The 26,032-nt window shown below is 73.0% G+C and carries 25 protein-coding genes; 13 read left to right on the top strand and 12 right to left on the bottom strand.

The features are described 5' to 3' along the window. Nucleotides 1–25 precede the first annotated feature (25 nt). Both LG632_RS00485 and pyk read left to right on the top strand, forming a co-directional pair. A complete protein-coding gene (locus LG632_RS00485) occupies nucleotides 26–1,231 on the top strand; it encodes an acetate kinase (protein ID WP_226724273.1) in 1,206 nt (401 codons plus the stop codon). Nucleotides 1,232–1,293: 62 nt separating this feature from the next. After that, nucleotides 1,294–2,721 (top strand): pyruvate kinase, encoded by a 1,428-nt coding sequence (gene pyk / locus LG632_RS00480; protein WP_226724272.1) that lies wholly within the window; start codon nucleotides 1,294–1,296, stop codon nucleotides 2,719–2,721. Nucleotides 2,722–2,796: 75 nt separating this feature from the next. On the opposite strand, the gene LG632_RS00475 is transcribed toward pyk, so the two are convergent. The 4 genes from LG632_RS00475 to LG632_RS00460 form a co-directional block, all read right to left on the bottom strand. Next, on the bottom strand, nucleotides 2,797–4,101 hold the full coding sequence (locus LG632_RS00475; protein WP_226724271.1) for a hypothetical protein: 1,305 nt from the start codon (nucleotides 4,099–4,101) through the stop codon (nucleotides 2,797–2,799). Continuing rightward, nucleotides 4,091–4,624: a DUF6114 domain-containing protein gene (locus LG632_RS00470; RefSeq protein WP_226724270.1), complete on the bottom strand. Its 534-nt coding sequence runs from the start codon at nucleotides 4,622–4,624 to the stop codon at nucleotides 4,091–4,093. The genes LG632_RS00475 and LG632_RS00470 overlap by 11 nt, the downstream gene beginning before the upstream one ends. Nucleotides 4,625–4,734: 110 nt before the next feature. Beyond that, nucleotides 4,735–5,376 carry a DUF6230 family protein gene (locus tag LG632_RS00465; RefSeq protein WP_226724269.1) on the bottom strand — a complete coding sequence of 214 codons (642 nt, stop codon included), beginning with the start codon at nucleotides 5,374–5,376 and terminating at the stop codon, nucleotides 4,735–4,737. A gap of 579 nt (nucleotides 5,377–5,955) precedes the next feature. Beyond that, the gene (locus tag LG632_RS00460; RefSeq protein WP_226724268.1) at nucleotides 5,956–6,924 is read right to left on the bottom strand and encodes a co-chaperone YbbN; all 969 of its coding nucleotides are present in this window, start codon (nucleotides 6,922–6,924) and stop codon (nucleotides 5,956–5,958) included. Between the two features lie 239 nt (nucleotides 6,925–7,163). Here LG632_RS00460 and LG632_RS00455 point away from each other — a divergent pair, with 239 nt between their 5' ends. Then, entirely contained in the window at nucleotides 7,164–7,802 is a 639-nt protein-coding gene (locus LG632_RS00455) for a TetR/AcrR family transcriptional regulator (RefSeq protein ID WP_226724267.1), read from the top strand. A 110-nt stretch (nucleotides 7,803–7,912) separates the two neighbouring features. Here the strand turns inward: LG632_RS00455 and icmA are convergent, their stop codons facing one another. Beyond that, entirely contained in the window at nucleotides 7,913–9,613 is a 1,701-nt protein-coding gene (icmA, locus tag LG632_RS00450; protein ID WP_226724266.1) for a coenzyme B12-dependent isobutyryl-CoA mutase large subunit, read from the bottom strand. Nucleotides 9,614–9,861: 248 nt separating this feature from the next. Here icmA and LG632_RS00445 point away from each other — a divergent pair, with 248 nt between their 5' ends. After that, nucleotides 9,862–10,419, top strand: coding sequence for a hypothetical protein (locus tag LG632_RS00445; protein WP_226724265.1), 558 nt, complete (start codon nucleotides 9,862–9,864; stop codon nucleotides 10,417–10,419). Between the two features lie 136 nt (nucleotides 10,420–10,555). On the opposite strand, the gene LG632_RS00440 is transcribed toward LG632_RS00445, so the two are convergent. Genes LG632_RS00440 through LG632_RS00430 form a run of 3 tightly spaced genes read right to left on the bottom strand, consistent with a single transcriptional unit; the run spans nucleotide 10,556 to nucleotide 12,695 of the window. After that, entirely contained in the window at nucleotides 10,556–10,888 is a 333-nt protein-coding gene (locus LG632_RS00440; protein ID WP_226724264.1) for a DUF3817 domain-containing protein, read from the bottom strand. Between the two features lie 43 nt (nucleotides 10,889–10,931). Further along, a complete protein-coding gene (locus tag LG632_RS00435; protein ID WP_226724263.1) occupies nucleotides 10,932–11,441 on the bottom strand; it encodes a MarR family winged helix-turn-helix transcriptional regulator in 510 nt (169 codons plus the stop codon). Nucleotides 11,442–11,462: 21 nt separating this feature from the next. Then, the gene (locus LG632_RS00430; RefSeq protein WP_226724262.1) at nucleotides 11,463–12,695 is read right to left on the bottom strand and encodes an MFS transporter; all 1,233 of its coding nucleotides are present in this window, start codon (nucleotides 12,693–12,695) and stop codon (nucleotides 11,463–11,465) included. A gap of 88 nt (nucleotides 12,696–12,783) precedes the next feature. On the opposite strand from LG632_RS00430, the gene LG632_RS00425 reads away from it, so the two are divergent. Together LG632_RS00425 and LG632_RS00420 are read left to right on the top strand one after the other, a co-directional pair. Further along, nucleotides 12,784–13,782, top strand: coding sequence for an ArsR/SmtB family transcription factor (locus tag LG632_RS00425; RefSeq protein WP_226724261.1), 999 nt, complete (start codon nucleotides 12,784–12,786; stop codon nucleotides 13,780–13,782). Between the two features lie 132 nt (nucleotides 13,783–13,914). Continuing rightward, complete coding sequence (locus LG632_RS00420) at nucleotides 13,915–14,985, top strand: glycoside hydrolase family 6 protein (protein ID WP_226724260.1); 1,071 nt, start codon at nucleotides 13,915–13,917, stop codon at nucleotides 14,983–14,985. A gap of 12 nt (nucleotides 14,986–14,997) precedes the next feature. Here LG632_RS00420 and LG632_RS00415 read toward each other — a convergent pair whose 3' ends face one another. Together LG632_RS00415 and LG632_RS00410 are read right to left on the bottom strand one after the other, a co-directional pair. After that, nucleotides 14,998–15,294 (bottom strand): MTH1187 family thiamine-binding protein, encoded by a 297-nt coding sequence (locus LG632_RS00415; protein ID WP_226724259.1) that lies wholly within the window; start codon nucleotides 15,292–15,294, stop codon nucleotides 14,998–15,000. Beyond that, the gene (locus LG632_RS00410) at nucleotides 15,291–15,635 is read right to left on the bottom strand and encodes a DUF3817 domain-containing protein (protein WP_226724258.1); all 345 of its coding nucleotides are present in this window, start codon (nucleotides 15,633–15,635) and stop codon (nucleotides 15,291–15,293) included. Before LG632_RS00410 ends, LG632_RS00415 begins: the two co-directional genes overlap by 4 nt. 138 nt (nucleotides 15,636–15,773) lie before the next feature. On the opposite strand from LG632_RS00410, the gene LG632_RS00405 reads away from it, so the two are divergent. From LG632_RS00405 to LG632_RS30665, 5 genes are all read left to right on the top strand, one after another. Then, nucleotides 15,774–16,412, top strand: coding sequence for an AIM24 family protein (locus tag LG632_RS00405; protein ID WP_226724257.1), 639 nt, complete (start codon nucleotides 15,774–15,776; stop codon nucleotides 16,410–16,412). Further along, on the top strand, nucleotides 16,412–17,062 hold the full coding sequence (locus LG632_RS00400; protein WP_226724256.1) for an AIM24 family protein: 651 nt from the start codon (nucleotides 16,412–16,414) through the stop codon (nucleotides 17,060–17,062). The genes LG632_RS00405 and LG632_RS00400 overlap by 1 nt, the downstream gene beginning before the upstream one ends. Beyond that, nucleotides 17,059–17,877, top strand: a complete 819-nt coding sequence (locus tag LG632_RS00395; RefSeq protein ID WP_226724255.1) for an AIM24 family protein — start codon at nucleotides 17,059–17,061, stop codon at nucleotides 17,875–17,877. The genes LG632_RS00400 and LG632_RS00395 overlap by 4 nt, the downstream gene beginning before the upstream one ends. Before the next feature lie 48 nt (nucleotides 17,878–17,925). Further along, a complete protein-coding gene (locus LG632_RS00390) occupies nucleotides 17,926–18,402 on the top strand; it encodes a MarR family winged helix-turn-helix transcriptional regulator (RefSeq protein WP_226724311.1) in 477 nt (158 codons plus the stop codon). A 70-nt stretch (nucleotides 18,403–18,472) separates the two neighbouring features. Continuing rightward, nucleotides 18,473–18,547 carry a 50S ribosomal protein bL37 gene (locus tag LG632_RS30665; RefSeq protein ID WP_373297613.1) on the top strand — a complete coding sequence of 25 codons (75 nt, stop codon included), beginning with the start codon at nucleotides 18,473–18,475 and terminating at the stop codon, nucleotides 18,545–18,547. 78 nt (nucleotides 18,548–18,625) lie between these two features. Here the strand turns inward: LG632_RS30665 and meaB are convergent, their stop codons facing one another. Beyond that, the gene (gene meaB, locus LG632_RS00385; RefSeq protein ID WP_226724254.1) at nucleotides 18,626–19,585 is read right to left on the bottom strand and encodes a methylmalonyl Co-A mutase-associated GTPase MeaB; all 960 of its coding nucleotides are present in this window, start codon (nucleotides 19,583–19,585) and stop codon (nucleotides 18,626–18,628) included. A 51-nt stretch (nucleotides 19,586–19,636) separates the two neighbouring features. Then, nucleotides 19,637–20,839, bottom strand: a complete 1,203-nt coding sequence (locus LG632_RS00380) for an acetyl-CoA C-acetyltransferase (RefSeq protein WP_226724253.1) — start codon at nucleotides 20,837–20,839, stop codon at nucleotides 19,637–19,639. 135 nt (nucleotides 20,840–20,974) lie between these two features. Here LG632_RS00380 and mce point away from each other — a divergent pair, with 135 nt between their 5' ends. Together mce and scy are read left to right on the top strand one after the other, a co-directional pair. Next, complete coding sequence (gene mce / locus LG632_RS00375) at nucleotides 20,975–21,403, top strand: methylmalonyl-CoA epimerase (protein WP_226724252.1); 429 nt, start codon at nucleotides 20,975–20,977, stop codon at nucleotides 21,401–21,403. A 195-nt stretch (nucleotides 21,404–21,598) separates the two neighbouring features. Beyond that, nucleotides 21,599–25,948: a polarized growth protein Scy gene (gene scy, locus LG632_RS00370; protein WP_226724251.1), complete on the top strand. Its 4,350-nt coding sequence runs from the start codon at nucleotides 21,599–21,601 to the stop codon at nucleotides 25,946–25,948. Nucleotides 25,949–26,032: the final 84 nt, after the last annotated feature.

The following is a 26,032-nucleotide window of genomic DNA, read 5'->3' as shown; positions in this document are numbered from 1 at the left end:
CCCCACCGAAGGAAAGACCCCGACCGTGACCGCATCGCGCGTACTCGTCCTCAACTCCGGCTCCTCGTCGGTCAAGTACCAGCTGCTCGACATGGCGGACCGCAGCCGCCTGGCCGTGGGCCTGGTGGAGCGCATCGGCGAGGAGACCTCGCGGCTGGCGCACGAGCCGCTGGCCACCGGCGGCGGCAAGCGCGAGCAGCTCGGCCCGATCGCGGACCACGAGGCCGCGCTGAAGGCCGTCGCGGCGGAGCTGGCCGCCGACGGCCTGGGCCTGGACTCCCCGGAGCTGGCGGCCGTCGGGCACCGGGTGGTGCACGGCGGCACCCGGTTCACCGCGCCCACCGTGATCGACGACGAGGTGCTGGCGGAGATCCGCAGCCTGGTGCCGCTGGCCCCGCTGCACAACCCGGCGAACGTCACCGGGATCGAGGTGGCCCGCGCGCTGCGGCCCGACGTCCCGCAGGTCGCGGTCTTCGACACGGCCTTCCACGCGACCATGCCCGACCACGTGGCCCAGTACGCGATCGACGCGGAGGTCGCCGAGCGCTGGTCCGTCCGCCGCTACGGTTTCCACGGCACCTCCCACGCCTACGTCTCGCGGGCCACGGCCCGGCTGCTGGGCAAGGAGCCGCAGGAGGTCAACGTGATCGTGCTGCACCTGGGCAACGGCGCCTCGGCCTCGGCGGTCCGGGGCGGGGTGTGCGTGGAGACCTCGATGGGCCTGACCCCGCTGGAGGGCCTGGTCATGGGCACCCGTTCGGGTGACCTCGACCCGGCGGTGATCTTCCATCTGGCCCGGGTCGGCGGGATGTCGGTGGACGAGATCGACTCGCTGCTGAACAAGAAGAGCGGTCTGCTGGGGATGTGCGGCGACAACGACATGCGCGAGGTGCTGCGCCGGGCAGGCGAGGGCGACGAGGCGGCCCGGCGGGCGTTCGCCACGTACGTCCACCGGCTGAAGAAGTACATCGGCGCCTACACGGCCGTGCTCGGCCGGGTGGACGCGGTGGTGTTCACCGCCGGTGTCGGCGAGAACGCGGCCCCGGTGCGGGAGGCGGCCGTGGCGGGTCTGGAGGGGCTCGGGCTGGCGCTGGACCCCCGGGCGAACGCGGAGCGCTCCGGCGAGCCGCGGCTGATCTCCCCCGCCGGCGCCCGCGTCGCGGTGGCGGTGGTGCCCACGGACGAGGAACTGGAGATCGCCGCCCAGACGTATGAGCTGGTCACCGGCTAGCCACTTGGACTTTCCACCAGACGGAATATTCCGCTACGAAACAAACGGATAGGATCCGCTTCATGCGCCGTTCCAAAATCGTCTGCACGCTGGGCCCCGCCGTCGACTCCTATGAGCAGCTGAAAGCGCTCATCGAGGCAGGCATGAACGTGGCCCGTTTCAACTTCAGCCACGGATCCCAGGCAGAGCACCAGGAGCGGTACGACCGCGTCCGCAAGGCCGCGGAGGACACCGGCCGCGCGGTGGGTGTGCTCGCCGACCTCCAGGGTCCGAAGATCCGCCTGGAGACCTTCGCCGAGGGCCCGGTCGAGCTGGTGCGCGGTGACGAGTTCACCATCACCACCGAGGACGTCCCGGGTGACAAGTCCATCTGCGGCACCACGTACAAGGGTCTGCCGGGCGACGTCGCCAAGGGCGACCAGGTCCTGATCAACGACGGCAACGTCGAGCTGCGGGTCACCGAGGTCGAGGGACCCCGGGTGCGGACCATCGTCATCGAGGGCGGTGTCATCTCGGACCACAAGGGCATCAACCTGCCCGGTGCCGCGGTGAACGTCCCCGCCCTGTCCGAGAAGGACAAGGAAGACCTCCGCTTCGCCCTGCGGATGGGCTGCGACATGGTCGCCCTGTCCTTCGTCCGCGACGCCAACGACGTCAAGGACGTCCACCGGGTCATGGACGAGGAGGGCCGCCGGGTCCCCGTCATCGCCAAGGTGGAGAAGCCCCAGGCCGTCGAGAACATGGAGGCCGTGGTCAGCGCCTTCGACGCCGTCATGGTCGCCCGTGGCGACCTGGCCGTCGAGTACCCGCTGGAGAAGGTCCCGATGGTCCAGAAGCGGCTCATCGAGATGTGCCGCCGCAACGCCAAGCCGGTCATCGTCGCCACCCAGATGATGGAGTCGATGATCACCAACTCCCGGCCGACCCGCGCCGAGGCCTCCGACGTCGCCAACGCCATCCTGGACGGCGCCGACGCGGTCATGCTGTCCGCCGAGTCCTCGGTCGGCCAGTACCCGATCGAGACCGTCAAGACGATGTCCAAGATCGTCGCGGCGGCCGAGGAGGAGCTGCTCTCCAAGGGCCTCCAGCCGCTGGTGCCGGGCAAGAAGCCGCGCACCCAGGGCGGTTCCGTCGCCCGCGCCGCGTGCGAGATCGCGGACTTCCTGGACGGCAAGGCACTGATCGCCTTCACCCAGTCCGGTGACACCGCCCGCCGCCTGTCGCGCTACCGCGCGGTCCAGCCGATCGTCGCGTTCACCACGGACGTCAACACCCGCAACCAGCTGACCTTGAGCTGGGGCGTGGAGTCGTACGTCGTCCCGCACGTGGACAACACCGACGCGATGGTCGACCTCGTGGACGCCGAGATGGTCAAGCTCGGCCGCTACAACGCCGGCGACACGATGATCATCACGGCCGGTTCGCCCCCCGGTGTGCCGGGCACGACCAACATGGTCCGCGTCCACCACCTGGGCGGAACCCAGGGCTAGTCGTCCGTACCGCACAGCGGGAGCGGCCCGCACCCCTCGCAGGGGGTGCGGGCCGCTCCCGTACGCACGGGCGGGCTACTCCGGCGGGCCGATGTAGTTCTTCAGGCCCGGGACGGTCAGGGTGCCGCCGAACTGGCCGGCCTGGACGACCTTGACGTCCGTGAAGAACGCGAAGGGCACGTTCAGCGGCGGCGGGCTGGTCGGGCTGAACTCGATCGGGATCAGCCCGAAGAGGTTGCCCTTGAGCGACTCGGTGTACATCGTGACCTTGCCGCCGCGGATCTTCGACGTCGAGCCGGGCCGGGACTTCAGGTGCGCGATGTTCTGCCCCTTGCCGACGGTCTGGTACAGGTCCTTGATGTCGAGCGAGTCGGCCGTGAACTTCAGGACCTTCTTGACCTTGCCGGAGCCGGTCCTCACCTCGACGATGCCCTCGTAGTCCAGGCCGTAGAGGGTCAGCAGGCTGCTGTCCAGGTACCAGGGCTCGTCGGGCAGGGCCGGGATGCCCGCCTCCAGCTGGGCGTTGGCGAGGGCCTCGGCGTCCAGGGTCGGGCAGGGGAAGGGCTGCTTGCCGTCGGCGTCCGCGTCCTTCTCGCCGTCCTTGGCGCCCGTCTCGTCCTTCGGCTCGGTGGCCGTGTCCTTGACGTCCTGCGGCAGCTCCTCGACCTTGACGCCGGCCTTCTTCGCCGCCTCGCGGATGGCGTCCGCCGCCGGGTCCTTGACCGGGTCCTTCGCCGGCTCCTTGGCCGGGGTGGAGGTCCCGGGCGCGGGAGTGGCCGTGCCGGACGGGGCCGGGGCGGGGGCCGTGGGGGCGGGGGTGCCCGGCGTGCCGGTGGCGGGCTTGCCGAGGCCGCCGAACAGGTCGCGCAGCGCGTCACCGACGCCCAGCGGGTCGAGCGGGTTGGTCGTCCGGCCCGCGCTCGGCGTGGCCGTGGGCGCCGCGGCCGGGGCCGCCTGCTGCCCGGTGGGCGGCGTGCCCGGCTTGGGCGCCGACGGGGACACGGTGGGCCCGGGTGAGGTCGAGGCCTTGGGGGACGCGCCCGGCGAGGGCTTCGCGCCGGGCGAGGCCTGCGGGGACGGGGTCGTGGACGGCGACGTCGAGGGCGAGGGGGAGGCCGATTCCGTGGGACCGTCGGAGCGCGTCACGCACGGTCCGGGCAGGAACGGGATCTCCTTGTCGTCGGCGACGGCCAGCTTGGGGGCCATGCCCATCCCGACGAACACGGCCGTCGGCATCGCCGCCAGGGCCATGGTCCTGCCGACGGGTATGTGGAACTTGGTCAGCAGCGACTTCCTGGGCGCCGCGTGCCGCGGGCCCTTCGTACCACGGGACTCGTCGCCAGGAGCGGACTCGGCCGCCTGCGTCTGGTCACCCCGCACTGTTCCTCCCGCCATCGGCGTGGGCAGTCGTCTCGGTCGCGTAGCCGGTCTCCGTCTCCCGCGGGGCGGGAACCGCCGCGGTCGCCGCCAGGGTCGGTGCGCCGGCCTCCGGCGCCGCGGGCCTGCCGGGCGCCCAGGACAGCGCGAGGCTGCCGCCGACGAGTGCGCAGATCAGGCCGAGACCCCAGCCGCCGAGGTTGGACAGCGGCAGCGAGACCAGGCCGAGCAGGATCGCGGCGACCCCCGCGAAGACCCGGATCGCCTGCTGGAACCAGAGCGCGAGGCCGAGGGTGATCAGCAGGATCCCGATGATCAGCGAGCCGGAGCCGGTCGTGGTGGCGAGCGTCACCGAGACGTTGGCCAGTCGCGTGTCGCCGAACGGGAAGTAGATGATCGGCGCACCGGCGATCAGGGTGAACAGCCCGGCCCAGAACGGCCGCTTGCCCGTCCAGGAGTGGAAGCGGTAGTACACCACGGTGAGCCAGTGGTCGTCAGCGGCGTTAACCGGGGCCTGGGGGTTCATGGACAACAGCTCCCTGGAAACGGTGGTACGGAGAACTTCGGTGTCGCGCCCGGACGGGCGGACGGACGACAGTGCCGCCCGCCCGGCCGGTCAAGCAACACGGGGACGGATTACTTCTCGTCCTCGTAGCACGGCTGGTCGCCGCTGAGCAGGCGCAGCTTGAGGTCGGGCAGGGTGAAGGTACCCGCCGTCGTCGCCCAGGCCTTCTGGCGCACGTTCGTCAGCGTCGCCGTCTTGGCGCGCTGCGAGAACGCGAACGGGCTCGTGACCGTGCCGGGCTGCGGCTTGGTGGCGTGGCTCTGGTCGCCCACCGCGACACCGATGTCGAGCTGCTCGAACTTGGCGTCCGCGTCGAGCTCGGCGACGTCCAGGTAGATGTTCTGGGCGACCGCCGGACGGCCCTTGTGGCCCGTCTGCAGCTTCAGGGTGATGTTGCCGATGCCGGGCACCGGGGTGACCAGGGACTGGCACATGTTGGTGATCTTGGCTTCGCGGAAGCCGGAGATGGTGACCGGGTGGTGCTGCGCGTCACCCTTCAGGCTGTGCCCCTCGGCGATCCCGCCGTACTGGATCAGGTCCTGACCGACGAGTTCGTCGGCGCGCACCTTGAAGTCCTGGCCGGACACGCTGAAGGACGCCGCGAGCGCGCCCTGCGCCAGACCCACACCGACCGCGGCGGTGGCCGCGATGCTGGGCACCATGACGAGCGCGAAGCGCTTCCATCTGGTCCCGCCACGAACCTGGGAATTCATGTTGTTCCTCCTTCTCGGACGTACATCTCCGGTCCGGGCCCTGCCCGTCCTGGGATGGGAGAAGTGCTACGTCCTCGGGAAGGAGCGACGGCGGCCGTGGCGCGGATCCGCGTCAGGTACACCGGCGATCACCCCCGAGCGACAACCACTGGGCCACGCGTCCGCGCAACCTGGAGGACAGGCCCTGCCAGGTGTGGCAGAGACCCCCCTGTCCACGGCCGGTGCCCGTGGCCACCGACCGGCCCGGTGGGGACCCGTCCGCGGTTCCGGGTGAGCGGCTCTGCGGGACGGACCGAGCGTGGCCGATCGTGGTCCATTCGGGGCCGGGGCACAAGGGGGTTCGTTACTGGCGGGTAACGGCTGGATAACCGCAGCTCGATCGCGAGGCTCGGCTCGGGCACGCAGGGTGTCACCGAGGGCCATGACAGATCGGCGGAAGGAGGGAGGAACCCGACAGATCCAGGGGTTCGATTTACTGCGAGTAACAGCGGCCGCCATTACCAAGTTTTGGCAAAGAGCGGCCGCTGTTTATCTCCGTGTCAACAGATCGACGGATGCCCGTGGGCGCCGGGGCGGGCCCTAGAAGAGCACCCGCGCCAGGGCCGTGCGCGCCTTGACGACCCGCGGGTCCTCGGCGCCGACGATCTCGAACAGTTCCAGCAGGCGCAGCCGTACGGTGTCGCGGTCGTCACCGAACGTGACGCGCACCGTGTCCACCAGCCGGCCGAAGGCGTCCTCGACGTGACCGCCCACCAGGTCCAGGTCGGCCGCAGCGATCTGGGCGGCGGCGTCCTTGGGGTCCGCGGCGGCCGCGGCGCGCACGGCCTGCGGGTCCACACCCTGGACGCGCTGGAGCAACTCCGCCTGGGCCAGGCCCAGTTTGGCCTCGGCATGGCCGGGGTCCTCGGCGAGCACGTTCTTGTACGCCTGGACGGCGCCGGCCAGGTCGCCGGCGTCCAGCGCGGTCATCGCCGCCTCCAGCAGGGCGTCGTGCGGCCCGGGCGGCGCGGCGGCCGGGGCCCCGGTGCCGGCCGCGGCGTCCACCACGAGCCCGGTGATGCCGAAGCGCTGCTCGGCGATCTGCACGAGCTGGTCGAGGGTGTCGCGGACCTGGTCCTCGGGCGCGGAGCCCTGGAACAGCGGCAGCGCCTGGCCGGCGACCACGGCGAAGACGGCCGGGATGCCCTGGATGCCGAACTGCTGCACCAGCAGGGGGCTGGCGTCCACGTCGACCTTGGCCAGCACGTAGCGGCCGGCCGCCTCGACGGCGAGCCGCTCCAGCAGGCCGGCGAGCTCCTTGCTCGCCGGGGACCGCTCGGACCAGAAGGCGATGACCACCGGCACCTCGGCGGACATCTGGAGCGCGTCTTCGAAGCCGGCCTCGTCGAGGGTGAGGACGAGCGCCTCGGGCGGCACCGCGCCGGGGGCACCGCCACCCTGCCGCGCGGCCTGCGCGCGCGCCTGCTCGGCCTTGGCCTTGGCCTCGCCGGCCGCCTTCACCGCGGCGAGGTCGACGACGCCGCTCATGGACATGTTTCTGGGCTGCATGCGTACATCCTCCCCCGTTCGCGCGCGTCGGCGAAAAAGATCGCCGGAAAATCCCCCGCCACTCGGCACGGCCGGTGGTGCGGCGCCGGGTCCCCACCTGGCGCCCGTAGCTGATGCGTGGTTGTCGCTCTTACGCTACGAGCCGTAGCGTAACTCGGCGCCGGCCCGAGCGCCCCGTGATCTCGCCCACAGTGCCGCGCGTCACTGGCCGCCAGGCTACTGGCGGGTATGGTCGCGCCATGCGACACGCACGTTCCGGAACATCAGGCTCCGCTTCTGGGCGCACCGGCCGCCCGCGCAGCGCCGAGGCGGACGCCGCGATCCTGGCCGCCACCCGGGACGCGTTGTGCGAACTGGGCTGGTCGAAGCTGACCATGGGCGACGTCTCGGCCCGCGCCGGTGTCGCCAAGACCACCCTCTACCGGCGCTGGGCGGGCAAGAACGAGCTGGTCGTGGACGCCGTGGCCGAGCTCTTCGACACCTTGGAACTGCCCGACCGGGGCTCGCTGGAGGCGGACGTCGAGTACGTGGTGCTGCAGTTCGCCGAGCTGCTGCGCCGCCCCGAGGCGCGGACGGCTCTGATGGCGGTGGTCGCCGAGTCCACCCGGGACGACGCGCTGCGCGACCGGATCCGGTCGGCGATCGTGGACCGGCAGAAACGTCTCGTCGTGCTCGGCCGCGAACGCGCCCAGGCCCGCGGCGAGCTGCCGTACGAGGCCGACGAGGAACTCGCCTGCCGCACCACCGACCTGATCTTCGACGTCATCGCGGGCACGGTGGTCCACCGGGCGCTGGTCAGCGCGGAGCCGGTGGACCAGCTGTGGGTGGCCACCTTCACCGCCCTGCTGATGCACGGGCTCCAGGGCTCGGCGGCGTAGGGACGACGCGCCGGGGCGGGCCGCGAAGGCGCGCGCGGGGGCTTCTGAAGGACGGCACGGGGACGCGAAGGGGCCGGTCGCGTCGGCGCGACCGGCCCCCGTCGGGGACGTCAGAAGCCCGCGGGCTCCGTGTACGTGCCCCACTCGTCCCGCAGGGCGTTGCAGATCTCGCCGAGGGTGGCCTCGGCCCGTACGGCGTCCAGCATGGCCGGGATCATGTTGGAGCCGTCCCGGGCGGCGGCCAGCATCTTCTCCAGCGAGGCGGTGACCCGTGCCTCGTCCCGGCGGCCCTTGCGCTCGCCGAGCACCCGGACCTGCTCCCACTCGACCTCGTGGCTGACCCGCAGGATCTCCAGGTCACCGGTGACCGAGCCGTGGTGGACGTTGACGCCGACCACCCGCTTGTCGCCCTTCTCCAGCGCCCGCTGGTACTGGAAGGCCGACTCGGCGATCTCCCCGGTGAACCAGCCGTCCTCGATGCCGCGCAGGATGCCCGAGGTGATCGGGCCGATGGGGTGGCGGCCGTCGGGGTGGGCGCGCAGGCCGCGCTCCTTGATCTGGTCGAAGATCTTCTCCGCGTCCGCCTCGATCCGGTCCGTCAGCTGCTCGACGTACCAGGAACCGCCCAGGGGGTCCGCGACGTTGGCGACGCCGGTCTCCTCCATCAGCACCTGCTGGGTGCGCAGCGCGATCTCGGCGGCCTGCTCGCTGGGCAGGGCCAGGGTCTCGTCGAGGGCGTTGGTGTGCAGGGAGTTGGTGCCGCCGAGCACCGCCGCCAGCGCCTCCACGGCGGTCCGCACGACGTTGTTGTACGGCTGCTGCGCGGTCAGCGAGACACCGGCGGTCTGGGTGTGGAAGCGCAGCCACTGCGCCTTGTCCGTCTTCGCGCCGTAGACCTCCTTCATCCAGCGCGCCCAGATCCGGCGGGCGGCGCGGAACTTGGCGATCTCCTCGAAGAAGTCGACGTGCGCGTCGAAGAAGAAGGACAGGCCGGGCGCGAAGACGTCGACGTCCAGGCCGCGGGACAGGCCGAGCTCCACGTAGCCGAAACCGTCGGCGAGGGTGTACGCGAGCTCCTGCGCGGCCGTCGCGCCCGCCTCGCGGATGTGGTAGCCGGAGACCGACAGCGGCTTGTACGCCGGGATGCCCTGGGCGCAGTACTCCATCAGGTCGCCGATGAGGCGCAGGTGGGGCTCGGGGCCGAAGATCCACTCCTTCTGCGCGATGTACTCCTTGAAGATGTCGGTCTGGAGCGTGCCGTTGAGCACGGCCGGGTCGACGCCCTGCCGCTCGGCGGCCACCAGGTACATGCAGAAGACCGGCACGGCCGGGCCGGAGATGGTCATCGACGTGGTGACGTCGCCCAGCGGGATGTCCTTGAAGAGGACCTCCATGTCGGCGGCGGAGTCGATGGCGACACCGCAGTGGCCGACCTCGCCGAGCGAGCGCGGGTCGTCGGAGTCGCGGCCCATCAGGGTGGGCATGTCGAAGGCGACCGAGAGCCCGCCGCCGCCGGCGGCCAGGATCATCTTGTAGCGCTCGTTGGTCTGCTCGGCGTTGCCGAAGCCGGCGAACTGCCGGATGGTCCAGGTCCGGCCGCGGTAGCCGGTGGGGTGCAGACCGCGGGTGTAGGGGTACTCGCCCGGCCAGCCGATCCGCTCGAAGCCCTCGTAGGTGTCGCCGGGCCGGGGTCCGTAGACCGGGTCGACGGCATCGCCGGAGAGCGTGGTGAAGTCGGCGTCGCGCTTGCGGGCCTTGTCGTAACGGGCCTGCCAGCGGCGGCGGCCCTCCTCGATGGCGTCAGCGTCCATGCCTTCGAATTTACTAGGACGTCCTAGTAAATGTCGATGGCAAACCCCGGGGAGTCGCCCCCGAGCCTGCCGGCACCACCGGTACGGCCGCCGTGGCGACGCCGGTACGGCCACCGGTACGGCCGCCGGCAGGACCGGTGCTGCCCGCCCGCGCCGGGGCGGGTCCTGGGTCCGGAGCGGGCCGGGACGGCGGCTGCCGGGTCGATAACCTGTGTCGGTGCCGGCGGCGCGGTGCGAAACTTCGGGCCATGACCTCACCTGAGCTCCGTGACCTGGACTATCTCCAGGAGATCGAGCGCCTCGCCGACCGCGTCACCGTGGAGGCATCCAACGAAGGATGGCTCTCGTTCCAGGCAGACCCGAACGAGGCGACACCGCTCCAGCGCAGCGTGAACGCGCTTGCCCGGGCTCTGCGCCACTACCACTTCGAGGGTGACGGCTGCCTGGACGAGGACCGGCCTCTGGTCCGCCTCGTCGGAGCCTCGGTGGTGAAGCCCGGGGTCATGCCGGCCGGGGTGGAGGAGCCGTACGAGGAGGTGTGCGCACGGATCGGCGTTGACCCCCGGCCGGAGGGCTGGGCGCTGTGGAACACCTGGAGCGACGGGGACCTGAAGGTGACCATGGTGGTGTCCGCGGTCGAGACGACCGAGGGGCTGTTCCAGAACTGGGCCCGCGGGAGAGCACTCGACCCGGTGTCCCCGCTGCCCTCCCAGATCGCCCTCGTCCGCCAGGGATGGATAGGGCCGATGACGTTCTCACCTCGCGGCGTCAAGCGGACCGGCCTCGGCGGTCAGCCTCTGTCCTAGGCTCTGGCCGGGAACGACCACGCGCATCGGCGGGCTCGACCCGGCCGGCGGCCCGATCCGGTCCCCCAGCGCATCGGTGATCACCCACCGGACAGGCATGTCCGATCGACCGACGAGCAGATCAAGGGGAGACGCCCTAGGCCTGGGCCGGGGCCGGGCGGGGGGAGGTGATCAGGGGCTCGACGTCGGCGCGGACCTTGCGCTCGACGAAGAAGGCGGCCAGCGGGATGGTCCCGGAGACCATGACCCACAGCATCCGGCCGAACGGCCACTTGGCCTTGGAGCTCAGGTCGAAGGCGAAGACCAGGTAGACCATGAAGAGCACGCCGTGGACCTGCGAGACCACGAAGGTCAGGTCGGCGCCCTTGTCGAAGCCGTACTTGAACACCATGCAGGTGCACAGCACGAGCAGCATGATGGCGGTGGCGAAGGCCATCACCCGGTACCTGGTCAGCACGCTCTTCTTCATGCCCTTGAGCGTAACCGTCCGTTTTGCTCGATCTTGACGGGGGCTACTTCTCCTCGAAGTCGCCGGCGGCGATCCGCAGGGGCCGCAGCATCGCGAAGATCTCGGCGCACTCCTCGGCGTCGTACGCGCCCAGCCCGAAGTCCATGGCCATCAGGTCGCGGGTGGCCGCCTCGACCACCTCGCGGCCCTTGTCGGTGATCGAGGCGAGGGTGCCGCGGCCGTCGTTGGGGTTGGGGCGCTTGGCCACCAGCCCGGAGCGGACCAGGCGGTCCACCGTGTTGGTCACCGAGGTCGGGTGCACCATCAGCCGCTCGCCGATCTTCGACATCGGCAGCTCGCCCGACTTGGAGAAGGTCAGCAGCACCAGCGCCTCGTACCGGGCGAAGGTCAGCCCGTAGGGCTTGACCACCGCGTCCACCTCGCCGAGCAGGATCTGGTGCGCGCGCATGATCGAGGTGATCGCGGCCATCGAGGGCACCGGCCCCCAGCGCTGCTGCCAGAGTTCGTCGGCGCGGGCGATGGGGTCGAAGGGAAGGCTGAGGGGCTTGGGCACGCAGCAGACCTTACCTGCCGGTCATTTGGCGGTCAGTTCCGTCTCATCCCTCGGCGCGAGCGGCCGGGGACCGGCCGTCGCCGCCCGCAGGTCGGCCAGCAGGAGCAGCACGCACAGGGCGCCGAGGCCCCCGGCGCCGGCCACCACCAGGTGCAGCGGCAGGAACTCGCCGGCCAGGCCCGCCAGGGCCATGCCGACGCCCTGGAGGGTCATCAGCCCGGTGCTCAGCAGCGTCATGGCCCGGCCGCGCAGCTCCTCGGGGACGGCGGCCAGGAACCACTGGTCGAGGCCCAGGGTGTAGGCGTGGGCGAGCCCGGCGAGCAGCAGCAGGACCGCCAGGAGCGGGAGGCCGGGCCGGGCGGCGTATCCCAGCAGCGGCAGGAAGCCGGCGACGGCGAGCGGGGCGACGAGCCGCGACCGGCTCCGCGGGCCGAGCGCCGAACCGGCCCACAGCTCGCCGGCGACGGTGCCGACGGGCAGCGCGCACATCAGCAGGCCGAGGACGGTGGTGCCCGCGCCGAGCCCGTCGACGTAGGGGGCCATGAGGGCCTCGGGCACCACCAGGAACAGCGACGGCAGCCAGAAGAGCAGGGTGAGCGCGCGGGTACGGCGGTCGCCGAGGACCGCGCGGAGCCCGGCCAGCGGCGAGGAGCGGTCCCCGGCGGCGCGGGCGGGCCGCCACCGCGTGCCGAACCGGAGCAGCAGGGCGGAGGCGGCGAAGCCGGCGGCGGTCACGGCGAGCGCGCCGCGCGGGGAGACGGCGGCGAGCAGCACCCCGCCGAGGCCGAACCCGGCCAACTGGGCGCTCTGCGCGACCATCCGCAGCAGCGAGCGGCCGAGGACGTAGGCCTCGCCGGTCCCGAGCACGTCGGCGAGGGAGGCGTTGCGGGTGCCCTGGAAGAGCGGCCCGACCAGCGCCAGCACGCACCGCAGCGCCAGCAGCGCGGCCACGGGCGTGCCGGGCAGGACCATGCCCAGCGCGCAGACGGCGCACACCAGGTCGCAGACGACGAGCACCCGGCGGGCCGGGCGCCGGTCGGCGAGCGGCGCGAGCAGGGTCCCGCCGAGGACGTACGGCAGGAAGCCGAGGGCGAAGGTGAGCGCGCTGAGCAGCGGGGAGCCGGTGAGCCGGTACACCAGCACGGTGAGCGCGAGCTCGGCGACGACCAGCCCGAGCACGGACAGCAGGTGCGCGGCGAACACCGCCCGGAACTCGGCGACGCGGAAGACCGCGCGGTAGCGGGGAGCAGACATGCGCCCGAGCGTGCCGGGCCGGCGGGAGCGGGCCCAGGGATTCGGCGTGGGCCGAATCTTCGGCCGGCCGGGCCGGTAGGGTCGGCGGATGGCCTTGCTCCACCGGTTCGGGCCGGGTGATCTGCTGCGCTGCCGGTTCGCGATCTCACCGCTGTGGGAGACCCAGGGGGCGGTACGGACCCTGCTCCGGCCCCGGCGGCAGATCCACCACCTGCCCTGGCTGCGGCAGATCCGCGCGGCGGCGGACCGGCTCGACCTGCGGCCGCTGTGGGCGCTGATGCCGGCGCGCGGACACTCGTGCGACTTCATCAGCCCGCCCCCGCTCGGTCCGGCCACCACGGTCGAGGAGGAGCTGGCGCGGGTCCGGTCGGCGGACCCGGCCGCGGCGCACGAGGAGATCCGCCGGTCCCTGGCCGACACCCCGGGTGCGGCCGCGAGCGCGGCGGGCCGGTACCTGCTGGCCGACCCCGAGCGCGCGGTCGAGACCCTGGCGGACCTCTTGGACCAGGCCTGGCACGCCCTGGTCGCCCCGCACTGGCCGCGGTTGCGGGCCCTGCTGGAGGCCGACATCGCCTTCCACTCGCGGCGGCTGGCCGCCGGTGGGCTGGCGGAGATGTTCGACGGGCTGCACCCGTCCCTGCGCTGGGACGGGGCGAGCGGCACCCTCGTCGTCGAGCGGCCCTCGCACCACGACCGCGAGCTCGGCGGGCAGGGCCTGCTGCTCATGCCGAGCGCGTTCATCTGGCCGGACGTGGCCGGCGGCTTCGACCCGCCCTGGCAGCCGACCGTCGTCTACCCCGCGCGCGGGATCGGCGCCCTGTGGAGCGAGGGGGCGGGCCCGGTCCCGGACGCCCTGGCCCGGCTGCTGGGCCGGGTGCGGGCGGAGGTCCTGTGCGCGCTGGACGAGCCGGCGACGACCACGGCCCTGTCCCTGCGGTTGGGGCGGGCGCCGTCCTCGGTGTCGGCCCATCTGAAGGCCCTGCAGGGCGCGGGCCTGCTCCAGCCGCACCGTCGAGGCCACCAGGTCCTGTACGAGCGCACTCCGCTGGGCATCGCCCTGGCCACGGGCGGCTCCACCGCGCCGTAGGCGGCGCGGCCGCTGCCGCCGGGGGTGCCGCCGGTGGTGCCGGTGGTGGTGTCCGTGGTGCCGCCGCCGTCGCCCTTGGCGGTGCCGGTGTGGTGACGGCCCGTCCGGTGTCCGACATGTCACGATGGCCCGGTGCGAGCCCCCGGTTCCCGCCCCTGGCGCTTCCTCGCCCCCGCCGCCACCCTCCTGCTGGCGCTGACCGCGTGTACGACCCCGCCCCCGGCCCGCGGTCCCGGGCCCGCGCTCCCCGGCGGCGCCGCCGGGCCCGCCGGTGAGGACGGCCCCACCGGCTCGCCGTACTGGGTGGACCCCGACGGTCCGGCCGCGCGGCAGGTGCTGGCCTGGGAGGCGCAGGGGCGGCACGCCGACGCGCAGGTGCTGCGGCGGATCGCGGAGGAACCGGTGGCCCTGTGGGCGCCGGCCGGTGACCCGGCGCCCGCCGTGCGGCGGGCGGTGCGGAGCGCGGGGCCGGCGCAGCGGGTGGTGGTGCTGACGGTGCACCAGCTGCCGTACCGGGACTGCGGCCGGACGGCGGTGGCGGGCGGACCGCTCCCCCGCCCCGGGGCCGGGGACGCGGGCGCGTACCGCCGCTGGGTGGAGGCGTTCGCCGGTGCCGTCGGGGGTGCGCGGGCCGTGGTGGTGCTGGAGCCGGGCGCCGTCGGCCAGGTGCTGGACGGGGACGGCTGCCTGACCGGCGCCCGGCGCGAGGAGCGGCTGCGGCTGCTCGGCGAGGCCGTGGAGCGGCTGAAGCGGAATCCGGCCACCAAGGTGTATCTGGACGCCGGGGAGGCGGACCCGGAGCGGGACCCGGAGCAGCTCGCGGCCGTGCTCGGCCGGGCGGGGCTGGCGCGGGCCGACGGGTTCGCGCTCAACGTCTCGGGGTTCCGGCCCGACGCGGAGGTCCGCGCCTTCGGCGCGCGGCTGTCGAAGGCCACCGGCGGCAAGCACTTCGTCGTCGACACCGGCCGCAACGGCGCGGGAGCGCCGCCGGGCGGTCCCGCACGGCCCGGGCGTCCCGCGTGCAATCCGCCCGGCCGGGCGCTCGGCACCCCGCCCACGGACCGGACGGGCGATCCCCTGGTCGACGCCTACCTGTGGATCAGGCCGCCGGGCGACTCCGACGGCCCCTGCCGCGGCGGTCCCCCGGCCGGGACCTGGTGGCCCGAACACGCGCTGGGTCTCGCCCGCCGGGCGGTCCGCTGATCCGCGGGCGGCTCAGCCCTCGGCCAGGTGCCGTTCCACGGTGGCGACCTTGGAGGTCAGACCGTCCGTGACACCCGGGCGGATGTCCATCTTCATCACCACCGAGACGCGCGGGGCGCGCTCCTCGACGACGGCGACCGCGCGCCGGACGACGTCCATCACCTCGTTCCACTCCCCCTCGACCGAGGTGAACATGGCGTCGGTGCGGTGCGGCAGGCCCGACTCGCGCACCACGCGGACGGCGTCGGCGACGTACGCGCCGACCTCCTCGCCGACCCCGAGGGGGGTCACCGAGAACGCGACGATCACGCCGCGGCCTCCTCGCGGCGGGCGCGGGCGGCGATCACGCTGTCGGCCTCGTCACGCTTGAGGATCTTGTCGCCGTACAGGCCGCCGAAGGGGACGACGGCGAGCAGCAGGAAGAGGGCGACCTTCTTCAGCGGCCACTTCGCCTTGTTCCACACGTCCAGCAGGAAGAGGACGTAGAGCACGAACAGCAGGCCGTGCAGGGCGCCCAGCGGCATCACGAGGTTGATGTCCGAGATCCGGCTCAGCAGGGAGCCGAAGATCAGCAGGGCCGGGAACGACAGCGCCTCCGGAACGGAGACGAGGCGCAGCCGGTGCAGGGCGGAAGCGGTCTTGATGTCCACGGGGAACCTTCGCTGGTGGCGGCCGGTGTCCGTACCAGTGTCGCAGCCGCTTTGCTCGATCTTGACCCGGGGGGCGGCTGAGGGCGCCGGGGGCGGTGGGCCCTGTTCGAGCCCGCCCGCTGCCGATAACGTCATCCCGTGGCTCAGTTCCGACTCCAAGGCAGCAAAGTGCTCGCCGTAGACCTGTCCGGCGACACCGTCAAGGCCAAGAACGGCTCGATGGTCGCCTACGACGGCCAGATGTCGTTCAAGAAGATGACCGGCGGCGGTGAGGGCCTGCGCGGCATGGTCACCCGGCGCCTGACCGGTGAACAGATGACCGTGATGGAGGTGCAGGGGCACGGCACCTGCTTCTTCGCCGACCGCGCCAGCGAGATCAACCTGGTGAACCTGCGCGGCGAGAAGCTGTACGTCGAGTCCAGCAACCTGCTGTGCACCGACGGCGGCCTGCGCACCGGCACCACCTTCACGGGCCTGCGCGGCGGCGCGACGGGCAACGGCCTGTTCACCACCACCGTCGAGGGCACCGGCCAGGCGGCGATCATGTCCGACGGCCCGGCCGTGGTGATGCGGGTGAGCGCCCAGTACCCGCTCTCCGTGGACCCGGGCGCGTACGTCGCGCACACCGGCAACCTCCAGCAGCACTTCCAGTCCGGCGTGACCTTCCGCACGTTCATCGGCGAGGGGTCGGGCGAGGCCTTCCAGATCCGGTTCGAGGGCGAGGGACTGGTGTACGTCCAACCCAGCGAGCGCAACACCGTCGGGGGCGACATCTGATGCCGTTCCGCGAGATCAACTCCAAGATGGTCGAGGCCCAGGTGGTCCCGGGCCAGCGGCTGTACAGCCAGCGCGGCGCCATGCTCGCCTACCGCGGCGACGTGTCCTTCACGCCGAACATCACCGGCGGCCAGGGCGGCGTCATGGGCATGATCGGCCGCCGGATCGCCAACGAGCAGACGCCCCTGATGACGGTCGAGGGCAACGGCACCGTGATGTTCGGCCACGGCGGGCACCACATCCAGGTCATCACCCTCCAGGGCGAGACCCTCTACGTCGAGGCCGACCGCCTGCTCGCCTTCGACGGCACCCTCCAGCAGGGCACCATGTTCATGGGCTCGCAGGGCGGGGTCATGGGCATGGTGCGCGGCCAGGTGACCGGCCAGGGACTGTTCACCACCACGCTCAAGGGGCACGGCGCGGTGGCGGTCATGGCGCACGGCGGGGTCGTCGAGCTCCCGATCACCCCGAACCGGCCCGTCCACGTGGATCCCCAGGCGTACGTCGCCCATCACGGTGACGTGCGCAACAAGCTCTCCACCGCGCTCGGCTGGCGGGACATGGTGGGGCGCGGCTCGGGCGAGGCGTTCCAGCTGGAGCTGTCGGGCCAGGGAGTCGTGTACGTACAGGCCTCGGAGGAGAAGCTGTGACCTTTGGACCCGCCCCGGGCGGCGCCGGCGCGCCCACGGTCTTCGACCCCTACACCCTGCCGTCCGACGACAACGTCAACGCCTACACCTTCTGCGTGGAGCTCAAGGGGAACCAGTGGTTCCTGCAGAAGGGCAAGATGATCGCCTACTACGGGCAGATCGAGTTCAACGGCATCGGCCACGGACGTTTCGAGCGGCTGCTGCGGACGAGCTTCCACTCGCCGCTGCACGCGAGCGACTGGGTGGTGGCGGAAGGGCAGGGCAAGATGCTTCTCGCCGACCGCGCCTTCGACGTGAACTCGTACGACCTGGACAACGGGAACCTGACGATCCGTTCGGGCAACCTGCTGGCCTACCAGCCGTCGCTGGCCCTGAAGCAGTCCATCGTCCCGGGCTTCCTGACCTTGATCGGAACCGGGAAGTTCGTGGCCGCGTCCAACGGTCCGGTGGTCTTCATGGAGCCACCCCTGCGGGTGGATCCGCAGGCGCTGGTCGGGTGGGCGGACTGCCCGTCGCCGTGCCATCACTACGACCACGGGTACATGACCGGGGTGATGGGCGGACTGCGGCAGCTCACCGGGATCGGAGGCACCTCGGGCGAGGAGCACCAGTTCGAGTTCGTCGGGGCGGGGACGGTCCTGCTCCAGTCCACGGAGCTGCTGATGGCCGAGCAGCCGGTCGGGGCGGTCGGCGCGGAGCCGGGCGTGCCGGGGGCCGGGATGCACGGCGGACACGGACAGGGGCCGCTGGGGCAGCTCGGTGTACCCCGGATGCCGGGGCAGCTGGGTGATCTTCAGCGACGTCTGGGCCTGTAATTATTGTACGAAATTCAACTTTTTAGGTAGAGTTCATTCATGGAGACCATGGAGACCGAGACGGCCACGCGCTGGCTGACCGATGCCGAGCAGTGCGCCTGGCGCACCCACCTCGACGTCAGCAGACTCCTGATGCACCAACTGGAAAAGGATCTCCAGCCCTTCGGACTCACCAACAACGACTACGAGATCCTGGTGAACCTCTCGGAGTCGGAGGACCACCGGATGCGGATGAGCGACCTGGCCACGGCCACGCTCCAGTCCAAGAGCCGGCTGTCCCACCAGATCACCCGTATGGAGACGGCCGGGCTCGTCACCCGGGTGAACTGCGAGTCCGACCGCCGGGGCCTGTACGCGGTCCTGACGGACGAGGGCATGGAGACCATGCGGAAGGTCGCGCCGCACCACGTCGCGTCCGTCCGCCGACACTTCATCGACCTGCTGCCGCCGGAGGCCCTGGCGGCCCTGCACACCTCCCTGCGACCGGTCGCGGAGCACCTGCGCGACCAGCGCGGACGCGGGTGACGGGCCGGCGCGGGGCGGGCGCCCTAGACTGACGGTGCCCGGAATGTCCCCGCACGAGGGAGATCGCACCATGTCGAAGCGCGGCAACAAGCGGCGGGCCCGCAAGAAGAAGGGCGCGAACCACGGCAAGCGCCCCAACGCCTGAGACGACACCGGCCGGGTCCCCACCCCCCAGGGGGCGGGGACCCGGCCGGCTCGCACCTCGGTCGCGGCGGCCGGCGGCTCAGGCCTCGGTCAGGGAGGCCAGCAGGGCGTCGGCCGCCGCGTACGGGTCCAGCTCGCCCTCGGCGACCCGGGCGGCCAGGGCCGGCAGGTGCGCGTCACCGCGCAGGTCGGCGATCCGGGCGCGCAGCGCCGTGACCGCGATGGTCTCGACCTCGCGCGCCGCCCGGGCGGTACGCCGCTGCGCCAGCACCCCGTGCTCGTCCATCCAGGCCCGGTGCTTCTCCAGGGCCTCGACGACCTCGTCCACGCCCTCGGCGCGGGCGGCCACGGTCTTGACGATCGGCGGGCGCCAGTCGCCCGGGCCCCGGGCCTCGCCCAGGCCCAGCATGTGGTTCAGCTCCCGGGCCGTGGCGTCCGCCCCGTCCCGGTCGGCCTTGTTCACCACGTAGACGTCCCCGATCTCCAGGATGCCGGCCTTGGCCGCCTGGATGCCGTCGCCCATGCCGGGCGCCAGCAGCACCACGCAGGTGTCCGCCTGCGCCGCGATCTCGACCTCGGACTGGCCGACGCCGACCGTCTCGACCAGGATCACGTCGCAGCCGGCCGCGTCCAGCACCCGGATGGCCTGCGGGGCGGCCCAGGACAGGCCCCCCAGGTGGCCGCGGGTGGCCATCGAGCGGATGTAGACGCCCGGGTCCGAGGCGTGGTCGGACATCCGGACCCGGTCACCCAGCAGGGCGCCTCCGGAGAACGGCGAGGACGGGTCCACGGCGAGCACGCCGACCCGCTTGCCGGCCCGCCGGTACGCCGTCACCAGCGCCGAGGTCGAGGTGGACTTGCCCACGCCCGGCGACCCGGTCAGCCCGACCACGTACGCCCCGCCGGTCAGCGGGGCGAGCGCGGCCATCACCTCGCGCAGGTGCGGGGACGCCCCCTCGACCAGTGAGATCAGCCGGGCCACCGCTCGCGGCCTGCCCTCGCGGGCCTGGGCCACCAGCTGGGGGACGTCCACCGTCATACGTGCTGCGCTCCTCGTTCGCTTCGGGTCGCTGTCCGGATGCCTACGGGCTCAGGCCTTGGGCACGCGCAGGATCAGCGCGTCGCCCTGGCCGCCGCCGCCGCAGAGCGCGGCCGCGCCGACGCCGCCGCCGCGGCGCTTGAGCTCCAGGGCCAGGTGCAGGACCACGCGGGCGCCCGACATGCCGATGGGGTGGCCCAGGGCGATCGCGCCACCGTTGACGTTCACCTTTTCCGGGGTCACGCCCAGGTCCTTCATTGACTGCACGGCGACCGCGGCGAAGGCCTCGTTGATCTCGATGAGGTCCAGGTCGGCGACCTCCAGGCCCTCCTTCTTCAGGGCGTGGGCGATCGCGTTCGACGGCTGGGACTGCAGCGAGTTGTCCGGGCCGGCGACGTTGCCGTGGGCGCCGATCTCGGCGATCCACTCCAGGCCCAGCTCCTGGGCCTTGGCCTTGCTCATCACGACCACCGCGGCGGCGCCGTCGGAGATCTGGGAGGAGGTGCCGGCGGTGATCGTGCCGTCCTTGGCGAAGGCCGGGCGCAGCTTGGCCAGGGACTCCACGGTGGTCTCGGGCCGCACGCCCTCGTCCACGGCGAACAGGACGGGCTCGCCCTTGCGCTGCGGGATCTCCACCGGGGTGATCTCGGCCTCGAAGACGCCGTTCTTCTGGGCGGCCGCGGCGCGCTGGTGCGAGAGCGCGGCGAACTCGTCCTGCGGGGCGCGCTCGATGCCCAGGCGGGTGTTGTGCTTCTCGGTGGACTCGCCCATCGCGATGCCCTCGAAGGCGTCGGTCAGGCCGTCGTGGGCCATCGCGTCGAGCATCCCGATCGCGCCGTACTTGAAGCCCTCGCGGGACTTCGGCAGCAGGTGGGGGGCGTTGGTCATCGACTCCTGGCCGCCGGCGACCACGACGTCGAACTCGCCGGCGCGGATCAGCTGGTCGGCCAGGGCGATGGCGTCGAGGCCGGAGAGGCAGACCTTGTTGACGGTCAGCGCCGGGACGCTCATCGGGATGCCGGCCTTGACGGCGGCCTGGCGGGCGGGGATCTGGCCGGCGCCGGCCTGGAGCACCTGGCCCATGATCACGTACTGCACCTGGTCGCCGGAGATCCCGGCCCGGTCCAGCGCGGACTTGATGGCGAAGCCGCCGAGGTCGGCGCCCGAGAAGGACTTCAGCGAGCCCAGCAGCCGTCCCATGGGCGTGCGGGCGCCTGCGACGATCACTGAAGTGGTGTTGTTCGTTCCGGACATGAGGCACAGCCCCTTGGATGAGGAGTGAACGAGGGTTTACGTCAATGTACTGAGCCGTCCGGCGGCGGTCACCGGGCAGTAGGTGTGATCGCGCGCACGTTGCGTAACCACCCTCGGTGGCAGTGCACTGGTCCCATGCTGACAAGAATCGACCACATCGGGATCGCCTGCTTCGACCTCGACAAGACTGTCGAGTTCTACCGTGCCACGTACGGCTTCGAGGTGTTCCACTCCGAGGTCAACGAGGAGCAGGGTGTGCGCGAGGCCATGCTCAAGATCAACGACACCTCCGACGGCGGCGCCTCCTACCTCCAGCTCCTGGAGCCCACCCGCGAGGACTCCACGGTCGCCAAGTGGCTGGCCAAGAACGGCGAGGGCGTCCACCACATCGCCTTCGGCACCGCCGACGTCGACGCCGACGCCGACGCGATCCGCGGCAAGGGCGTCCGCGTCCTGTACGACGAGCCGCGCCGGGGCTCCATGGGCTCCCGGATCACCTTCCTGCACCCCAAGGACTGCCACGGCGTCCTGACCGAGCTGGTCACCTCGAACCCGGAGCACTGACCGGGAGCACTGACCGCCCCTGTCCCCCGGCCGGTAGAGTGGCGTCTGGCTCGGCCGGGGTTCGGTGCGGAAGGGGTCGGGGCCTGTGACCCGTGCCCCGGCATCTGACACCATTTCCCCGGGGGCGCCGTTCAGCGGGCGGACGGTGCTCATTTGGGAGTGAGCTTGCGACCAGGGGACGGATGGGACCGCGCGGTGCGGGGCTACGAAAGCCAGGAGACTCAAGCGGCTGAGGCCGACCATCTCTCGCGCTTCGAGGCCGAGATGGAGCGGCTGAAGAAGGAGCGCGAGAAGGCCGTCCAGCACGCCGAGGACCTCGGGTACCAGGTCGAGGTGCTGCGCGCCAAGCTCCACGAGGTGCGCCGCGCGCTCGCGTCCCGCCCGGCCTACGACAGCCAGGACCTCGGCTACCAGGCCGAGCAGTTGCTGCGCAACGCGCAGATCCAGGCGGACCAGATGCGCTCCGACGCCGAGCGCGAGCTGCGCGAGGCCCGGGCCCAGACCCAGCGCATCCTCCAGGAGCACGCCGAGCACCAGGCGCGCCTGCAGGCCGAGCTGCACGCCGAGGCCGTCAACCGCCGCCAGCGGCTGGACCAGGAACTCAACGAGCGCCGCCAGACCGTCGAGGCGCACGTCAACGAGAACGTCGCCTGGGCCGAGCAGCTGCGCGCCCGGACCGAGGCCCAGGCCCGCCGGCTCATGGAGGAGTCCCGGGCCGAGGCCGAGCAGGCGCTGAACGCCGCCCGCGCCGAGGCCGCCCGGGTCGCCGAGGAGACCCGGCGCCGGATGGCCGAGGGCGCCGAGGCCGCCCGCGCCGAGGCGGAGGCGACGCTGCTGCGCGCCCGCAAGGAGGCCGAGCGGCTGCTGACCGCCGCCTCCACCCAGGCGCAGGAGGCCACCGAGCACGCCGAGCGGCTGCGCTCGACCACCGCCGCCGAGGCCGAGCAGACCCGCCAGCAGACCCTCGACCTCGGCCGGGTGGCCGAGCAGCGGGTCACCGAGGCCGAGAGCGCGCTGCGCGACGCCCGCGCCGAGGCCGAGCGGGTGCTCGCCGAGGCCAAGGAGAGCGCGGCCCGGCAGCTGGCCTCCGCGGAGTCCGTCAACGAGCAGCGCACCCGTACCGCCAAGGAGCAGGTCGCCCGGCTGGTCACCGAGGCCACCAAGGAGGCCGAGGCACTCAAGGCCGAGGCCGAGCACGCCCTGGCCGACGCCCGGGCCGAGGCCGAGCGGATCCGGACCGAGGCCGGCGAGCAGGCCCGTACGGCGGCGGCCGAGGACACCGCGGCCCAGCTGGCGAAGGCCGCCCGGACCGCCGAGGAGGTGCTGACCAAGGCGTCCGAGGACGCCCGGGCCACCACCAGGGCCGCGTCCGAGGAGGCCGAGCGGATCCGCCGCGAGGCGGAGGCCGAGGCCGAGCGGCTGCGGGCCCAGGCGGCGGCCACGGCCGAGCAGCTCAAGGGCGCGGCCAAGGACGACACCGAGGAGTACCGGGCCCGGACGGTCGAGCTCCAGGAGGAGGCCCGGCGGCTGCGCGGCGAGGCCGAGCAGCTGCGCTCGGAGGCCGTCGCCGAGGGCGAGCGGATCCGCGGCGAGGCCCGCCGCGAGGCCGTGCAGCAGATCGAGGAGGCGGCCAAGACCGCCGAGGAGCTGCTGACCAAGGCCAAGTCGGACGCGGACGCGCTGCGCGCGGGCGCCGGCGCCGAGAGCGACCGGGTCCGCGCGGAGGCCATCGAGCGGGCGACGACCCTGCGCACCCAGGCCGAGGAGACCCTGGAGCGCACCCGGGCCGAGGCCGAACGGCTGCGCGCCGAGGCCGAGGAGGCGGCGCAGGCCGTGCGCGCCGAGGCGGACGCGGCGGCCCGGGCCCGGCGCGAGGAGACCGAGCAGGCGCTCGCCGCCCGGCGGACCGAGGCCGAGGCGGAGCTCGCCCGGCTGCAGCAGGACGCCGAGAGCCGGCTGGCCACCGCCGAGCAGACGCTGCGCGACGCCCGCGCGGCGGCCGAGACCCTCCGCAAGGAGACCACGGAGGAGAGCGACCGGCTGCGCGCCGAGTCGGCGGAACGCATCCGCACCCTCCAGGCGCAGGCCGAGGCGGAGGCGGAGCGGCTGCGCACCGACGCGGCCGACGACGCCGGCCGGGCCCGTGCCGAGGCCGAGCAGGTCGCCGTACGGCTGCGCACCGAGGCCGAGACGGAGGCCGAACGGGTCCGCACCGAGGCGCAGGAGACCGCGGACCGGCTGCGGGCCGAGGCGAAGGCCGCGGCCGAGCGGGTCGCCGCGGAGGCCGCGGAGGCGCTGGCCGCCGCCCAGGAGGAGGCCGCGCGGCGCCGCCGGGAGGCGGAGGAGACCCTGTCCTCGGCGCGTACGGACGCCGACAACGAGCGGGCGCAGGCCCGCGAGCAGAGCGAGGAGCTGCTGGCGGCGGCCCGCCGCCGTTCGGAGGAGGCGCAGGCCGAGGCCGCGCGGCTCACCGAGGAGGCGGAGACGCGGGCGGCCGAGCTGGTCGCGGCCGCCGAGGCCACCGCGCAGCAGGTACGGGACTCCGTGGCGGGCCTGCGCGAGGAGGCCGAGGAGGAGATCACCGGTCTGCGCAGCGCCGCCGAGCACGCCGCGGAGCGGACCCGGACCGAGGCCCAGGAGGAGGCCGACCGGGTCCGGGCCGACGCCTACGCCGAGCGCGAGCGGGCCACCGAGGACGCCAACCGGATCCGCACCGAGGCCCGCACCGAGACGGACGCGGCCAAGGCGCTGGCCGAGCGGACGGTCGCGGACGCGATCGCCGAGGCCGAGCAGACCCGTAGCGACACCGCGGAGTACGCGCAGCGGCTGCGCACCGAGGCGACGGACGCGCTGGCCGCGGCCGAGCGCGACGCCGCGCGCACCCGGGCGGACGCCCGCGAGGACGCCAACCGCATAAGGGCCGAGGCCGCGGTCTCCCTGGAGGAGTCCCGCGCCGAGGGCACGCGCATCCGCGAGGAGGCCACGGCCGAGGCGGAGCGGCTCGTCGAGGAGGGCCGCGCGACGGGCGAGGCCGCGCTCGCCGAGGCGCGGGCCGAGGCCGAGGCGCTGACGGCGAAGGCCGCCGAGACGCTGACCGGCGCCGAGCGCGACGCGGAGCGGACCCTGGAGGACGCCCGTGCCGAGGGGGCCCGCCTGATCGGCGAGGCCACCGCCGAGGCCGAGCGGCTGACCGCCGAGGCCCGTGCGGCGGGCGAGCACACGCTCGCCGAGGCGGCGGCCGAGGCGGAGCGGCTGCGCGCCGAGGCGGCGCAGGCGCTGGACGCGGCCCGGACCGAGGGCGGCCGGATCATCGGCGAGGCCACCGCGGAGGCGGAGCGCGTCACGGCGGCGGCGAACGAGACGCTGGCGAGCGCCGAGCGCGAGGCCGAGCAGACACTGGACGAGGCGCGCGCCGAGGGCAACCGGCTGCGCACCGAGGCCGCCGAGCAGGCCGACCGGCTCATCGCCGAGGCCGTCTCCGAGGCGGAGAAGCTGGAGCAGCAGACCCGCAAGGACAACGAGCGCACGGTCGGCGAGGCCGCGGCCGAGGCGGAGCGGCTGCGCGCGGAGGCGGCGGAGGCGCTGTCCTCGGCGCAGGAGCACGCCACCCGCACCCGGTCCGAGGCGGAGCGGGTCAAGGCGGAGGCGGCGGCCGCGGCCGAGCGCACCCGTACCGAGGCGCGCGAGGAGTCCGAGCGGCTGCTGGACGACGCCCGGGAGGCGGCCAACAAGCGCCGCACGGAGGCCGCGGAGCAGGTCGACCGGCTCCTGACGGAGGCCACGGCGGAGGCCGAGAAGCTCACCTCCGAGGCGGCCAAGAAGGCGTTGGCGGCCACCACCAAGGCCGAGGAGCAGGCCGACGCGATGGTGGACGCGGCGCGCAAGGAGGCGGCGCGGATCGCCTCGGAGGCGACCGTGGAGGGCAACTCGCTGGTTGAGAAGGCCCGTACGGACGCGGACGAGCTGCTGGTGGGCGCGCGGGCGGACGCCGCGGCCATAAGGGAGCGGGCCGAGGAGCTGCGGGCGCGGGTCGAGTCCGAGGTGGAGGAACTGCACGAGCGGGCCCGGCGCGAGACGGCCGAGCAGATGAAGTCCGCGGGCGAGCGCGTGGACAAGCTGGTGAAGGCGGCGACCGAGCAGAGCGCCGAGGCGGAGGCGAAGGCCAAGGCCCTGGTGTCGGACGCCAGCAGCGAGGCCAGCAAGGTGCGCATCGCCGCGGTCCGCAAGGCCGAGACGCTGCTGAAGGAGGCCGAGCAGAAGAAGGCCGAGCTGTCCCGGCAGGCCGAGGAGACGCTCGCCGCGGCGAAGGCGGAGGCCGAACGGCTGGTCGAGGAGGGACGCAAGGACCTGGAGGTCCTGGTCCGCCGGCGCGAGGACATCCAGGCGGAGATCTCCCGTGTCCAGGACGTGCTTGAGGCGTTGGAATCATTCGAGGCGCCTTCGGGCGGCGGGAGGCCTTCGGTCGGCGGTCAGGGCGCGGGGGGCGTCAAGGCCGGCGCGACAGCGGGTTCCACCCGATCGGGTGGGAAGGCGTCGGAGGGCTAGTCGGAGCGTGCGGATGTGTGCTCCTGATGGAGGTTCAGGCGAAGGAGTGAGAAGCATTCCGTCGCCTTGCCACTCAAAAGGGGT

The sequence above is a fragment of the Streptomyces antimicrobicus genome (genome assembly GCF_020532625.1).
GTDB lineage: Bacteria > Actinomycetota > Actinomycetes > Streptomycetales > Streptomycetaceae > Streptomyces > Streptomyces antimicrobicus.
The sequence above is the reverse complement of the archived record's forward strand: the minus strand, read 5'-3'. Positions and strand labels throughout refer to the sequence as shown.

Excerpts from the sequence above, each read along its gene's own strand:
- pyk (WP_226724272.1), top strand. The coding sequence starts at position 1,294 with ATGCGCCGTTCCAAAATCGTCTGCACGCTGGGCCCCGCCGTCGACTCC.
- LG632_RS00470 (WP_226724270.1), bottom strand. The coding sequence starts at position 4,624 with ATGAACCCCCAGGCCCCGGTTAACGCCGCTGACGACCACTGGCTCACC.
- LG632_RS00465 (WP_226724269.1), bottom strand. The coding sequence starts at position 5,376 with ATGAATTCCCAGGTTCGTGGCGGGACCAGATGGAAGCGCTTCGCGCTC.
- LG632_RS00460 (WP_226724268.1), bottom strand. The coding sequence starts at position 6,924 with ATGCAGCCCAGAAACATGTCCATGAGCGGCGTCGTCGACCTCGCCGCG.
- LG632_RS00455 (WP_226724267.1), top strand. The coding sequence starts at position 7,164 with ATGCGACACGCACGTTCCGGAACATCAGGCTCCGCTTCTGGGCGCACC.
- icmA (WP_226724266.1), bottom strand. The coding sequence starts at position 9,613 with ATGGACGCTGACGCCATCGAGGAGGGCCGCCGCCGCTGGCAGGCCCGT.
- LG632_RS00445 (WP_226724265.1), top strand. The coding sequence starts at position 9,862 with ATGACCTCACCTGAGCTCCGTGACCTGGACTATCTCCAGGAGATCGAG.
- LG632_RS00440 (WP_226724264.1), bottom strand. The coding sequence starts at position 10,888 with ATGAAGAAGAGCGTGCTGACCAGGTACCGGGTGATGGCCTTCGCCACC.
- LG632_RS00430 (WP_226724262.1), bottom strand. The coding sequence starts at position 12,695 with ATGTCTGCTCCCCGCTACCGCGCGGTCTTCCGCGTCGCCGAGTTCCGG.
- LG632_RS00425 (WP_226724261.1), top strand. The coding sequence starts at position 12,784 with ATGGCCTTGCTCCACCGGTTCGGGCCGGGTGATCTGCTGCGCTGCCGG.
- LG632_RS00400 (WP_226724256.1), top strand. The coding sequence starts at position 16,412 with ATGCCGTTCCGCGAGATCAACTCCAAGATGGTCGAGGCCCAGGTGGTC.
- LG632_RS00390 (WP_226724311.1), top strand. The coding sequence starts at position 17,926 with ATGGAGACCGAGACGGCCACGCGCTGGCTGACCGATGCCGAGCAGTGC.
- meaB (WP_226724254.1), bottom strand. The coding sequence starts at position 19,585 with ATGACGGTGGACGTCCCCCAGCTGGTGGCCCAGGCCCGCGAGGGCAGG.
- LG632_RS00380 (WP_226724253.1), bottom strand. The coding sequence starts at position 20,839 with ATGTCCGGAACGAACAACACCACTTCAGTGATCGTCGCAGGCGCCCGC.
- mce (WP_226724252.1), top strand. The coding sequence starts at position 20,975 with ATGCTGACAAGAATCGACCACATCGGGATCGCCTGCTTCGACCTCGAC.